Genomic DNA, 12,564 nt, shown 5'->3' with positions numbered 1-12,564 from the left:
TGGATTAGATGCGCTAGCGGTCCGATAGTCGTCCAAGTTTCCGCCCAGAAATAGTACCTCACGCTCCTCAGTCGGGGTATCACTCATCCATGCCAGAGCGGGTTCATCATTCTCAGTCCGTCCTCGAGAATACTGACGATCTCTTCCGCCGTCCAAGTTGTGACCCTCGGCACCGTGTAGGTGTGCAACTCATTCGCGTTTTCCGCGATGACTTTGGCGCCATACTCGTTGTCATCGTCCGGCGAAAGGAGCAGTTGTGAGGCCTCCTCTGACAGCGACACAAAAGGCGAACAACTGGTATCGCCCCTCACGTGCTCTGCCGCTGCGCGACCCAGATCAAGTCGTTGGCCTCCCCAGATATTCCAAGGGGCGGCGTCGTAACGCAAAGCCGCCATGGAACGCAAATGGGCCATCGCGCTTAGACGGTCCAACGCATGTGGTTTGCAATGACTGGCGTGGTTTTGAAAGCGCTGCAGCTCCAGGTATGATGATACCATCACGTCGTCGTAAACGCGGCCAATATCGACGCGGTCGACTGACGATCCACTCACTCGTGACCATTTTGCTGATCTTTGCGCAGCGAGTTCGATTTCTCTTCTGAGTTCCGCAATGTTCGCGCACGTCAGCGTTGCGGCAAGTTGAGCGCGCGTTCTGACAAAGGATGGAGCCGTGCACCGTTCATTCTCCAGTATAGCTTGCGCTCTCTTGTTACCATCCGTTACCGTCCGGTTCGATCCAGCCACGGGTGAAGCCGATGCTGCGAGGATTGGCTGAGACTCTTTAAGCCGCTGCTCAAAGTCTGCTTGCGCTGTCTCTTCCTGTCGCGGCTCGAGGTGATGCATCCGAGCCTCGGATCGGTTGACGTCCTCAAATGGGTCCATGCCCTTCTCCCTTTGGTAGCCTTGTCAATATCATTCGTACGAAGTTGATCCGATAAGGATCAGAAACCGCGACCCGCGCAATGTCGATAAAACACACCGAGGCTGTTCTCGAGCGGATCGGTGTGTTGAGGGCGTGCGGGCCGGACTGACCGGGGATCCAAGTCATTCTTCTGTTCCAGAGTTTGGGCCATCAAGTCGGCCTCCTGTCCGGACAAAGTCTTGCCATGCTAGAAGGGTTAGCTGTCGAACACCTGACCAGCCTCATTGAAGAAAATTCGGGGCCCTTCCGACTATGCCAGCGAGCCTGTTGTTCATTGCAGAGCGGAGTTTGGAGATGGGGCCATCGTCGGTATCCGCTCCACGGCAGCGCCGTGTGAAGGTCCGGCAGAAGCAGCGCGGCGGAAGCGCGGCTATCGGTGGGCTTGAGCGGCGTGGAGAAGTATGCCTGGGCCAGCTTGCATCGGCTCCCAGTGGAGCTCCTTTAAATGCTCGTCAAGATGCTAGCTGTGGTCCGAACAGCTTAGTCTGGCCGCAGCCGTCGGGCTCGTGTCCGGGCTGGGATGGCTGAAGCTCATTGTCCTCTGTCGGGACCGCTGATGCGGGGCCTTGCGTCGGTACGCGGGGCGCTGGCCGTAAAACAAGAGCCGGGCGTGCGGCTCCGATCCAGGCATCCGCAACACACGGTTAGTGGCTTAACTCGCAACGTTAACAGGCTGTGCGGCCGCGAGACGTTGAACTGCCAACCAGACGTGGCTGGGGCCACAAACGATTCGGGTGTATAAAGAACGTGGCGGCAAGGACTGGCGCTCGGGCGCCTCAGTTCGGAAAAGAAAAATGGGGCGTTGACGCTTGCAGCCGATGCGCCACACAATGCACCACAACGTTAGTCGCGCCTTATAAACATCTCGCCGCGCAAGCCGTTGGTGTGACCTGCAGGCGCAGCTGAACAAAAAGACCTAGGGCAATCTCGCGGTCGGTCGTATCGGCCCCTCCTTCCTCCGAGCCCGGCGCGTTTCCGGTCAAAGTAGCGATAGATACCAGGCACCGACGCATGAAAATTTGACAAGCATCAGTCTTCCTGGGTTGATCCAAAGCCGGGATGGCCGAAGGAAGCGGCTCTTGGCGCTCGCGGGTTGCACTCCTGTTGCTAATGGCAGGACGGTGATGGCTTAGGTCAGAACGCCGGGGGTGCGGTCGGCCAAATCTGTCGTGTGTTCTCGAGCGCATCAATTCATGTTCCTCGCTTTGAGCCGGCGCCGAGCCTGATCAGAGACCATTTGGGCTAAGCGATGGACAGATAGACGTCGCAATAGAAGGGATGCCAACAGACGATAGTAGATTGAAATACTCAACTATTGCGTTTGCGTGGTTTCGACCTGTAAAGATCCTCTATCGATCCTTGCTCGCTCGCTCGCGAGTCCAAACGTTCCGATCGCGAATGGGCATCAGAACTCCTTCCTGAGAAGCAGCTGGCTTGTTGATGAATTCTGGAGCGCCGACCACCTCGGCATAAGTTATCTCTTTATCTCGCATGATCTTAGTGTTGTTCGTCATATCAGCGATCGCGTCATAGTTATGCGCCGGGGGAGAATCGTCGATAGTGGCCCCACTGAAGAGATATTTCGTAATCCACTGTCTGAATATACCAAGAGCCTTATCGCCGCCATGCCGCGTCTTGTGCGCGAGCAAGAGATAGGTCAGTTATCTACGATCCTCGAAGAAGGCATCGCGTGAATGCCTTCGAATTCGATCCTCTACGGGCATTCGCCTTGCGCGCCGATTTGGTGACGATTGCGCGCTCGATCATCGCTCGACGAGGACAGCTGTGGCCCGGGCTCCCATTTAGATGGACCGGCGGGCGCGCGGAGCAGGACTAGCCGAGTTCGAACACTCGCTAACCGTGAGGTCGGCGATCCGCAAGTGTTGCATTGCAAGTCATCGATGGGTGCCCGCAAGGATTCGCGGCTCTTGCTCTCCGGCAAACGAGCTCGGAATTGTCGCTTTCACGATAGCCTTGCGATGATGGTGCGGTCTCTGACAATGAGACCGTGTTTGTCAGGTTCAAAACATTCGGCGTCAATATCGATTTCATGACGCCTACTCAGCCATTAATACGACTGATGCGGCTGGCACGGTCATTGCTATCAAATTGATGTAATGCCGAGGAAAGGCTGAGAGCAGCGCTGTGAATGGTCACGTTTCAGCCGGCAAGCCGTGGGTCCATTTCTGAAAAAGAAGCAAGACCTTGAATTCTTCGCATTCGGTTTGATGGAGAGCGATGTGGATTTGCCTATAAGAGCTGACGAGCCAAATCGCAACTTCTGGACATATCGGCACTGTCAAACGACCGTTGCGCTGCCAGCGTTAGCCGGTCTCGGTAAACAATGGCAGCGAGCGGCAGTGGGGACGCAAGACGAGAATTCGGCTGACGTGCTCAAGCGTGCCGGCTGCGGAGGCCACCGACACAATAGGTGTCTCACCGACGCATCTTGTCGCCATTTCGCCGACGAGTTCGCCACAAATCGCATAGCGTAACTCCAAGGACTACCAAAAAAGAGGTCAATAACAGGCCCCCCCTAATCCGGGCAATACGGAATCGTCGACATGTCGCAAACAATCGGCGCTGATAGCGAGTGCACCGCGAATGAAGGGGCAGAGCACTGGTCAGAGTCGAAAAACAAACTTTCATCAGATGGCGAGTTTGTTCGGTACTGGAGCCGAGCTGCCGATCGGCTGCGCGCAGTGGCCGCTGTCGGGAGGCGAACCGAGGAGGCGATCAGAATGACTGGAATTGGTTTGCAGCTATCCTCCGAGAACTTTAACGGTCACGACCTGTCAGATTTCCCGTTGCGACGCTGTACCCTCAATCGTGCGCAGCTCTACGGAGCAAAGTTGGATCGGGCAGACCTTTCTGGGGCAAACCTTATCTGCCCAGGGCTAGAGAGGGCAAGTTTCCGCGGGGCCAAGCTCGATTTTGCGTATATGCACGCGATTGCAGCGCAGGTCTGCAATTTCGATGATGCCAGTCTGCGCAGTGTAATTGATGCAACCGGAAGTCTGTTTCACGGTTGCAGCATGAAAAGGACACGCTTTGACAACGCGATGCTAAGCGGACTTCTCATTTACCAGTGCGACGCGAGTGATGCTGTATTTGATGGCGCGGAATTACAGGGTTCGACCATCAATGAATGCTTCCTTCCTTCCGCTTCCTTCCGCTTTGCCAAGCTGAGCCAAGTCACGATCACGAAAGCGCACCTGGCGGCTTGCTCGTTCTTCCAGTCAAAGGGGGACTGTTTATCGATCTTGCGTCCCACCTCGGTCGACGGTCTCACCCTAGAAGGCGCTCATCTTCCGTATCTGAGACTCTCAAAGGTGAGCGGCCGCATTGCGGCGAGGGCTCTGAGCGCTCCCTTCGCTGATGTTCACCTGTCAAATCTTTCAAGTGCGGAGCTTGAGCAGGCAGACTTGACCAAGGCGCGGCTTCTGTCCGTAAGCTTGTCCAACGCGAACCTAATCGGTGCTGTGTTGGACGGTGCCTCTATTCATTCCTGTCAGCTCGATGGAGCGGACCTGTCTCGGGCATCAGGCGAAAGCATTTCGATTACAGAGAGCACAATGCGAGCCTCCAAATTGACGGGCTTTCGTGGCCGCTGTGCCTTTGTGCGCGACTGCGATCTTGAATATGCCGACTTATCCCAGGCTTACCTCTACAGGTCGATGATGACCGGTGATCCCCCGCAATCAATGGCATTGGATCACGCAAATCTCGAAGGATCCAATCTCGTTCAGGCATATCTCGCCGCGGGAATGACCGACACCAACCTGGAGGCAACGCGCGTCGCATACGTTCGCATGAACCAATCGTCCTTGCGCGACGCGAATCTGAGTGGGATATCGCCGTTCCAGGCCAGCTTCGTAAAGGTCGACTTTTCGGGCGCTAAGATAACCACATTCGAGCCACCGTTTTTTGCCGACCGATGTCCGGGACTGCAGACCGCTTTGAAGGCTGATCAGCCGCGCGAGTCATCAAGCTATCTGGCTGAATTCTCATCGTTGATCAGACGTGGTCGAGAAGGCTCGACCTGACGGCTTTGGAAATCGCAAAATAGAAGGGCGTACAATGTCGGTGAGCTTAGAGCAGCTTGGTGCGGTGGTCCGAGCTGTGAGCGGGCGTTAAAGCTCTTTGGGGCTCGGAGGCGTGCGCGGCCAATACGACACCAGGGCCTACCTTCTGCGATCCGACCGATCAGACCACTCTTTCGGGGTCCAAAAGAACTGGAGTAAGAAAATGCATCTGGGATGTCTTTCCGCAGGCAAAGCGTTCATCCGGGAGGTGGCGAGAACAGGTCAGAGTATTGGGACGGTACACACCCTAGGCGCCCTGCATCATGGGCATGCAGAACTGATCAGAAGAGCGGCATCGGAGAATGACGTCGCGATTGTCACAGTCTACCCGAACAAGACTCAGCTTAGACCAGGTGGGAGCTACGATTTCGATTTGGACGCTGATATTGGACTTGCCCTACGTGCGGGAGCAACTGCCGTGATTTCCTCGAACGACACCGAAATGTTCCCGCCTGGCTATCGAACGTTCGTATCGCAAGGCGACTATCATTTGCGTTTAGATGGGCCTGAGGCGTACTTGAAGGAAGCCGTTACGGGGGCAATCCGCTGGATTTGTTATGCGCGACCAACTCGCAGCTACTTCGGTCTCAAGGATATCGGTCAGGCGATCCTGGTGAAGCGCGCTGTCGCAGACTTGCTTCTTGATTGTGAGATACGATTTGTGCCGACCGTGAGATACAGGAACGGAGTTCCCATTTCGTCGCGCTTGCGAAGATTTAGCCGATCCGAGCTTGATGAGCTTTCGTGTCTCTTCACGGCCCTCAACCATTCGAGAAAAGAGATCGCCCAAGGGGCGTCGAGCGTCAAGGATCTTGTCGCGTCGGCTACAACTCAAATAGCGTTCCGACAGTTTAAACTCGATTTTGTTCGCATTGTTGGCGCTGATAGCTTCGCAGACCTGGAGCAGGTCAAGCTCCCCTTCATAATTGTTGCAGCGGCAACGGCTCATGGCCTCAGGGTCTTCGATAATATCTACGTTCCGGATCAGGATACACTCCTGAATGGTGCTCCGGATATCTGGATCGATCTACCTGAAAAGTCCTAGCCAGACGATTATGAATGTCGTGATTTTGACAAAAGTAGTCACTCCGGCCGCGCCTGAACGCAGCGCCTACGTTATGACTGTGCATTCCGCTTTGCGCTGCCCAAGCGCACAGCCATCGTCCCACCAGCGGTGAAGCTCTCACGATCCACTGAGTAGATCAACTTGAAAAGTCAATCCATACCGAACTGCCCAATATGGTAGGGTCGGCTAGCCGCACGTTGAGATAGTCTGCTCGAGCGGCGCGTCGCAGCCAAACGTCACGGCAGCTCGAAAACGGTGAATCGCGACCTTTGGATCCGTAAGCTCTCGAGAGCAGAATCTGCGGAGATGATATGGAAAGGCGATTGGAAGATTATAGAGCTGACGACGCGTGTGTTGTCCCGCTAAGAAATCTGGATGTAAGCGAGGCCAAGCGCTTCCAAGACGACAGCATATGGGGGTGCTTCGAGCGGTTGCGAAGGGAAGATCCCGTTCACTACTGTCAAGACAGCCCTCATGGCCCATATTGGTCCCTGACGAAATACCGGGATATCGTAGCGGTAGACACAAACCACAAAGCATTCTCGTCAGAGCAAGGTGTCACTATTGTTGACGTGCCTGCCGAGCACTGGACCCAGAGTTTCATCAAGATGGGACCTCCTCAGCACGCCGAGCAGCGTAATACCGTGGGTCCAATAGTCGGACCGGAAAGCTTGGCGAAACTCGAAATCTTGATCCGCTCTCGGGTCAGGGCGATTCTAGACGGCTTGCCGCGCAATGATGCCTTCAATTGGGTGGAGATGGTCTCCATCGAGTTGACGACGCAGATGCTCGCCACGTTGTTCGACTTTCCATTTGAGGATCGGCGACTCCTGACCTATTGGTCAGACGTAGCTGTTGGAACTCCGAAAGCAGGGCATGCGATCGACAGCTGGGATAAGCGAAGCACAATCTTATCCGAGTGCCTGGATTATTTCACACGGCTTTGGAACGAGCGCATCAATGCCGAGCCGCGCCTCGATCTGATTTCCTTGATGGCGCATTCGCCCGCCACACGCCATATGGAGCCGAATGAGTTTCTCGGGAATCTGATTCTGCTGATCGTTGGGGGGAATGACACCACGCGCAACTCGATTACCGGCGGCCTCCTGTTCATGAGTCAGCACCCCTCCGAACTGAGAAAACTAACCGACAATCCCAAGCTGGTCTGGAGTGCCGTGTCCGAGATTATTCGATACCAGACGCCGATCGCACATATGCGCCGCACCGCCGCGACCGATAGCATCGTAGGCGGGAAGCAGATCAGGAAGGGCGACAAGGTCGTCATGTGGTACATCTCCGGCAACCGAGACCAAGAGATCATTGAGAACGCCAACAGTTTCGTCATCGACCGCAAGAATGTACGGCAGCATCTCTCGTTCGGATTTGGTATCCATCGCTGTCTTGGTCGACATCTTGCGGAACTGCAGTTGAGAGTCCTCTGGGAAGAGATTTTGGGTGCGGGACTGGAGGTCAAGGTTGTCGGCGAACCCGAGCGAATTGCGTCCAACTTCGTGCACGGCTATTCCGCTCTCCCCGTGCGGATTGCAGCCTAGGCCCTGGTCGCTCCCGGTCTGGCAGCCGGCACGCGGTGGGGTGGGCCGTCCTGAACCATCTTCGCTTCTGCAAGCAGCGAAGATGGTTTGGTCGGCGCGAAACAATGGCTGCATGTAGGAATCTATATCAGCCGGGCAGATGTTCGAAGTACACGTGAGGAGCGATAGTGTAGCGCGCGGACGACTTGCAAAGCGCCTGACGCCGAAAAGCCAACCGCCACGGTAACTCCGATGCCGCGTCTCCGGGCTGCCTTGGGTAGCCGGGACCGCAGAGGCTGATGAATTTGATGTTGAAGATTGTAGCGGTGGCAGCGATTTTCCTTGGAGAAGCGCTTTCGATATTCGCCGAGCTGATTGCCTCACGGCAATTTGGAAAGGCCGGCGGTGATCTGGCAATGCTGTTGCCGATGTTTCTCCTGATATCGTTCGGCGGCATCCTCCTCGTGTTCGGATACGCGCTGGGCTACATGCATCTGAAGAATATCTGGATCATTGTCGCGATATCGATGGGAGCGATTCTGGTAGTGGAACCGATGCTCACCCTCCTGCTCTTTAGAGACGTGCCGACAGCCGGTTCGTTGATAGGCTTGATGTTCGGTGCGATTGGTACCCTCGCTGCCATATTTCTATGAGTGTGATTTAACCGGCCTGGGCGCGGCCCGGCTTTGGCGAGATGTAGTTTGAAGGCTGCGCAACGTCGATTCTGCTCAGTTCGGACCTGGAGAATGTTGTTGCTGATGGCCTCCGGCGTCTCGCCACGCCCGTGTATGGCTGGTGACTTGGTAAGCTCTTCGGTCGAAGTCTGTTTGCTGGATAGCGGGACGCGTGTTGCGAGCGCAGGTCTGCCGATAGACATACGCTAGCCATTCCTGCTTGGCCAAAATTGCCGTCCAGGAGGCGGTTGGGGATGACTTGGCCCAGTTCGCGTGCACCGAGGCACCGCATTGGGGCGGGACTATCTCGCGGGCAGGGCAGGTCGGGCCCCGGTCACGTCCTAGCTGATCACGCCGGCACTGATGCGGCTCGTTCAGCAACACGAGGAGCTGCGATGGAAGTCGAACACAAGGCGAGATCTTCTTTCTTGTGCATCCAGATGAATGCTCTTGGTCAGCTAGTCGTCAGCTGGGGGGCCTATCCAGACAGGCTGCGCACTCTCGACTATTCGGAGATGAAGTATGAAAGGTATTGGCCGAGCTGATTCATCACAGGGTGAGGCGGCGGGAGCCGACAGCGCCGGGGAATTGAGCCGTTCGAGCCTGGAGCCTGGTCTCTTCCCTGGGGAACGCGGTCAATCCTTCGATGCCGTCCTGGAGCGGATGCGCTCCGGGCCTCAAGACAGAACTGCGGCTTCAGATATGGCGGCGCCAACGCGCAACGAGATCAAGGCGGCAAAGCGAAACTTGGACAGCCTGCTTGAGAAGTTTGAAGCTTGCCGTCGAGCGGCCACGCAACGCTGCAACTTGGAAAAGGCGCAAGAGCTGATCGATCGAGTGGTCGAAGCAGGCTCAGCAGTTCTGGAGCATTACGCGAATCTGCCTGCCAATTTGGCGCGTCGTATCCTGCCTGACGATCAGGCTCGCCGGCTCCGCGACGACACGCTGGATGCGGGGAACCAATGTAACAAAGCGGCCACCCATATCATTTACCAACTTGAGAACAGGAGAGAGCAAGCAGCAGCCCTGCTCGACCATGTCAAAGACACCGCTCCGCCCGAGCAGCTGAGCCGCGTCGTTGCGGGCGTCGCCAACCAATATGCTGCCTGCATGGAGTGGTGGGGAAAGAAGGCGCTGCGCTTCGAGCGGATGCAGTCAGTCTGTGCGGCTACTGCCCACTTGCCAAGCAGCACGCCCGAGATGCGCAAGGCCGAAGAGGCGGAACTCAGGCTCAATACAGGCTGGGCGCTCACTACCAAGTGTATGTATCTGCAATCGCGGATCGCTCTCGCGCAGCTCTTGATTGAGTCGCAAGCGAGCACGTTAGCACCAGAGGCGCGAGCCGCCCTCATGGACGAGAGCGGGAGGGTGCGTCTGCTCGGGACTTTTGTTGGAGATGTTTTTCCGGCATTTGTTTCGACGGGCGACGCCGTTCGCGGAGGAGCGGTGCTCGACGCCGAGCACCGCGCCGTTCTGGAAGGAGTGATGGAACGGCTTTCGGAATTTGCATCCCAACTGAGGGGCATGCTTGCCCCCCTGAGGGAGGCTGGAACGCAAGCTGACCTTCCTTTGCAGTTGCTTGGCGAGATCGTGGACGGTGCGTGGGTGACGGCGAACGACGTCATGCGGCTGCTGGCATTGCAGCCAAAGACGGAAGTGACGATTGAACCGCCGGCTTGGGCTGCGCTGCCAGAAAACACTGCCCTGGTGGGTGAAGGCACTCCAGTGCGCAGAAAGGGCAAAGCAAGGCGCGGAGCAGCCGCAGGCGAGGGGAGTTCGACGGCCAGCCCGCCTGCGGCGCAACTCGCCAGGCCCGATGTCACGACGGCCCCCACGGGCAAGGTCATCGTGCTCTCGGATCTCGGTACAAAGAAACTCGCCACGCCGGAGGAGGCAGCTGCGTCATCCTCTGCGACCGATCACCTCCAGATGTGGCAGGCTCCGCCCTCCAGGAAGGCACTGCCGGGATTACTTGAGCGATTGGACGAGCTGCTGCAGTTCGATCTGCGGGCTCAGCAAAGCGCCGTCTCGCAAGCGCGCCAGATGAAGCCCGAGGACGCCGAACATGTCCTGAATCGCGTGATCAAGCGCTTGCAGACGCAGTCCTCCGAGATTGAGGCCTGTGTAGTCGCGCTGGAGGAGCCTCGCCGACGGGGCATGCTCACGGCTGCGCAGGTGCCCGAAGTGCACGAAAAGATAGTCCGGCTTCAAAGGATGGGGTCCGAGGTTCAGGGGCAGGCAAAGTCATTGAGCGCGCGAAAGGCAGCAATCACGAGCGATTGCATGAAGAGCTATGCGTTTCCATCGCAGAAATACCTTGCACAGTTGCGGGCAGCGGGGGAACTGGCGTCAGTGGATCCACCTCGCGCCTTGAAGGGAGAGCCAGGGACGCTGTTCGAAATCAAGCTACAGCCCATGGCGCTGAGCAATGGCGGGACGCCAAGGCCGATGTGGGTACACATCCATACCAAGCGGCCGGTACATGCCTGGCAATTGGCAACGCTGGGCGATCGCGAATTCGCCGCTAGCCACGTGAAGTCTGACGAACAGCGCGGCTACAATCAGCACTGGCAGAACGCTCGAGCCGCCGAGGGGCACGAGAACGTCGTGGTCCACCGCGGCAAGCTTACTCCTGCGTTCTGTAGGTCCTTGTTGAGCACCGCCGCTGGCCAGCCGTGGCAGCCCCTTCCCGACCCGGAGCACGCTTCAGCTCAGATGGCTCGACTGGGGATCTAGTGAGCTGGTTGTCTTGCGGCGGTGAGCCGTCGGCGTGAGTTCATGCCTTTCGGACCGGCTCGGCGGATTGCCTGAGCTGCGCTGAGCGTCGTCGGGCTCCAGCTCACAGAAGGCTGGAGCCTGGGAGAGAACACTGCTTACGGGAGGGGTATCGGCTGGCGATCCGGAGGATGGTGGGTCGTCGTACAAGCAAGCTGCCATTCTCTGCTGTGGCGAACATCGGCGCTCGGACGAGAAGCTGGGCCGCTGACTATTGCAGGCGGGAGATATACCAGATGCTGGCGGCGATACGCCCGGTGTCACAGTGCTTTCACCAGCCTGCCCGCGGCGAACTGGCGCGCAAACTCTTCGGGCGAGCTTCAACGGATCGCGGATGGTCCGGATGTACGGGAGCTGAGCGTCCCGGCCGCTTTGACGAATCAAACCGGGCGGTGCACAACAACGCCGCCTGTTTGCTACTCTAGCATCAGCCTACGACGGCCCCAGCATCACGCCTCCTTGGCCCCCCAAAAGATGCTGGGCTTGTCGTTCTTCGTTGAGCGTCTCAATCCGAGTAAGTCGGAGCTTCTTCGTTTCAACTGCAATGGCGCCGGGCGCCGCGGAGACAATTTCAGTACACCGGCGTATGGTCAGTCATTTCCCTGCTTTTTTCACTCGCCGCCACGAGTGAGCAACGGTGGCACCGTCGGAAGAGCAGGCTGCGCCGCACGATCAGCTTGGTGGGACTGTTCATTGTGTCATGGCGCGAGCTCGCGACAGCAATCCGTAAGACGGGCCTGGCCGAGCTTTTACAGCTGGATGCCGTGCTCCCTAAGCACCCGGTGCATCACCTCGCTTTTGATCTCGCAGGCGATCTCGTTGACGATTTAACCTCGGCATCGTCCGTCAGACCCGCTTCGGCCAGCCGTTGCTTCAGCCAAATTTGAAACTCGTCGCCCATCGCATCGATGAGCCGATCGTCGATTGCTGCATACTTATCCATTCGGTCAATAGATCTGATCAAGAAAATCAATTTTACCGCTTGCAACGTGGTCATATAGACCCTCGAGGGCGGCTGGGGCTAACCTAGGGAAGCGATATCTCGAATGAAAAAGTCTGTGTTAGTGACCGCGAGCGCCCTCGCGCTTGCAACGGCGGTAATGCCTCCTTTTGCTGCAAACGTTGCCGCGCAGCCGGTTGCGGCGAGTGCGCCGGTAGCCGATACATCATATCCTGAGTGCGTGGATGACCCGTTGAATGGTATCTGCGATCTGTTTTTTTGCTTGACGGATCCCTCGTGCGTCCAGCACTGACAGCGGGAAACATATCAAGCAGAGATGAGGATTGACCCTCGTGCGGCCGCTGCTCCGACAGCGGCCGCATCCTCATGCCGTACTTGCGCTAGTAGATAGTACAAGCCGCGCCTTCTTGTTCTCTAAACGACGATCAGAGTGACGGCTCACTTACAGCCTTTCGGTGACATCCGCCGATCGTGCAACTGCCGCATCGGCCAAGATCGGGTAAATGGGGAAAAGTCATTTCAGACGGAGACGCTGCGCTCCGACAGGAGC

General features: G+C 57.2%; 8 protein-coding genes. 6 read left to right on the top strand and 2 right to left on the bottom strand.

Annotated features, from left to right (window positions below; translation table 11 throughout):
• Nucleotides 1-83: 83 nt before the first annotated feature.
• Complete coding sequence (locus tag I6F24_RS20035) at nucleotides 84-881, bottom strand: hypothetical protein (RefSeq protein ID WP_225129480.1); 798 nt, start codon at nucleotides 879-881, stop codon at nucleotides 84-86.
• A gap of 1,365 nt (nucleotides 882-2,246) precedes the next feature.
• Between I6F24_RS20035 and I6F24_RS37790 the strand changes: the two genes are divergently transcribed.
• The 6 genes from I6F24_RS37790 to I6F24_RS20005 all read left to right on the top strand — a co-directional run bounded on the left by I6F24_RS37790 (nucleotide 2,247) and on the right by I6F24_RS20005 (nucleotide 11,014).
• Nucleotides 2,247-2,615, top strand: coding sequence for a hypothetical protein (locus tag I6F24_RS37790; RefSeq protein WP_225148666.1), 369 nt, complete (start codon nucleotides 2,247-2,249; stop codon nucleotides 2,613-2,615).
• Between the two features lie 870 nt (nucleotides 2,616-3,485).
• The gene (locus tag I6F24_RS20025; protein ID WP_225129478.1) at nucleotides 3,486-4,967 is read left to right on the top strand and encodes a pentapeptide repeat-containing protein; all 1,482 of its coding nucleotides are present in this window, start codon (nucleotides 3,486-3,488) and stop codon (nucleotides 4,965-4,967) included.
• A 202-nt stretch (nucleotides 4,968-5,169) separates the two neighbouring features.
• Entirely contained in the window at nucleotides 5,170-6,051 is an 882-nt protein-coding gene (locus tag I6F24_RS20020) for a pantoate--beta-alanine ligase (RefSeq protein WP_225129476.1), read from the top strand.
• A 332-nt stretch (nucleotides 6,052-6,383) separates the two neighbouring features.
• Nucleotides 6,384-7,625: a cytochrome P450 gene (locus tag I6F24_RS20015; RefSeq protein ID WP_306469169.1), complete on the top strand. Its 1,242-nt coding sequence runs from the start codon at nucleotides 6,384-6,386 to the stop codon at nucleotides 7,623-7,625.
• 278 nt (nucleotides 7,626-7,903) lie between these two features.
• Nucleotides 7,904-8,257, top strand: coding sequence for a hypothetical protein (locus I6F24_RS20010; RefSeq protein WP_225129472.1), 354 nt, complete (start codon nucleotides 7,904-7,906; stop codon nucleotides 8,255-8,257).
• 543 nt (nucleotides 8,258-8,800) lie between these two features.
• On the top strand, nucleotides 8,801-11,014 hold the full coding sequence (locus tag I6F24_RS20005; RefSeq protein WP_225148665.1) for a hypothetical protein: 2,214 nt from the start codon (nucleotides 8,801-8,803) through the stop codon (nucleotides 11,012-11,014).
• Between the two features lie 826 nt (nucleotides 11,015-11,840).
• Here the strand turns inward: I6F24_RS20005 and I6F24_RS20000 are convergent.
• Nucleotides 11,841-12,050: a hypothetical protein gene (locus I6F24_RS20000; protein WP_225129470.1), complete on the bottom strand. Its 210-nt coding sequence runs from the start codon at nucleotides 12,048-12,050 to the stop codon at nucleotides 11,841-11,843.
• Nucleotides 12,051-12,564: the final 514 nt, after the last annotated feature.

This window comes from Bradyrhizobium sp. BRP23 (assembly GCF_020194135.1).
Taxonomy (GTDB): Bacteria; Pseudomonadota; Alphaproteobacteria; order Rhizobiales; family Xanthobacteraceae; genus Bradyrhizobium; species Bradyrhizobium yuanmingense.
The sequence above is the reverse complement of the archived record's forward strand: the minus strand, read 5'-3'. Positions and strand labels throughout refer to the sequence as shown.

Coding starts and splice junctions, on each gene's coding strand:
- I6F24_RS20035 (WP_225129480.1), bottom strand. CDS start 881: ATGGACCCATTTGAGGACGTCAACCGATCCGAGGCTCGGATGCATCAC.
- I6F24_RS20025 (WP_225129478.1), top strand. CDS start 3,486: ATGTCGCAAACAATCGGCGCTGATAGCGAGTGCACCGCGAATGAAGGG.
- I6F24_RS20020 (WP_225129476.1), top strand. CDS start 5,170: ATGCATCTGGGATGTCTTTCCGCAGGCAAAGCGTTCATCCGGGAGGTG.
- I6F24_RS20015 (WP_306469169.1), top strand. CDS start 6,384: ATGGAAAGGCGATTGGAAGATTATAGAGCTGACGACGCGTGTGTTGTC.
- I6F24_RS20010 (WP_225129472.1), top strand. CDS start 7,904: ATGAATTTGATGTTGAAGATTGTAGCGGTGGCAGCGATTTTCCTTGGA.
- I6F24_RS20005 (WP_225148665.1), top strand. CDS start 8,801: ATGAAAGGTATTGGCCGAGCTGATTCATCACAGGGTGAGGCGGCGGGA.
- I6F24_RS20000 (WP_225129470.1), bottom strand. CDS start 12,050: ATGACCACGTTGCAAGCGGTAAAATTGATTTTCTTGATCAGATCTATT.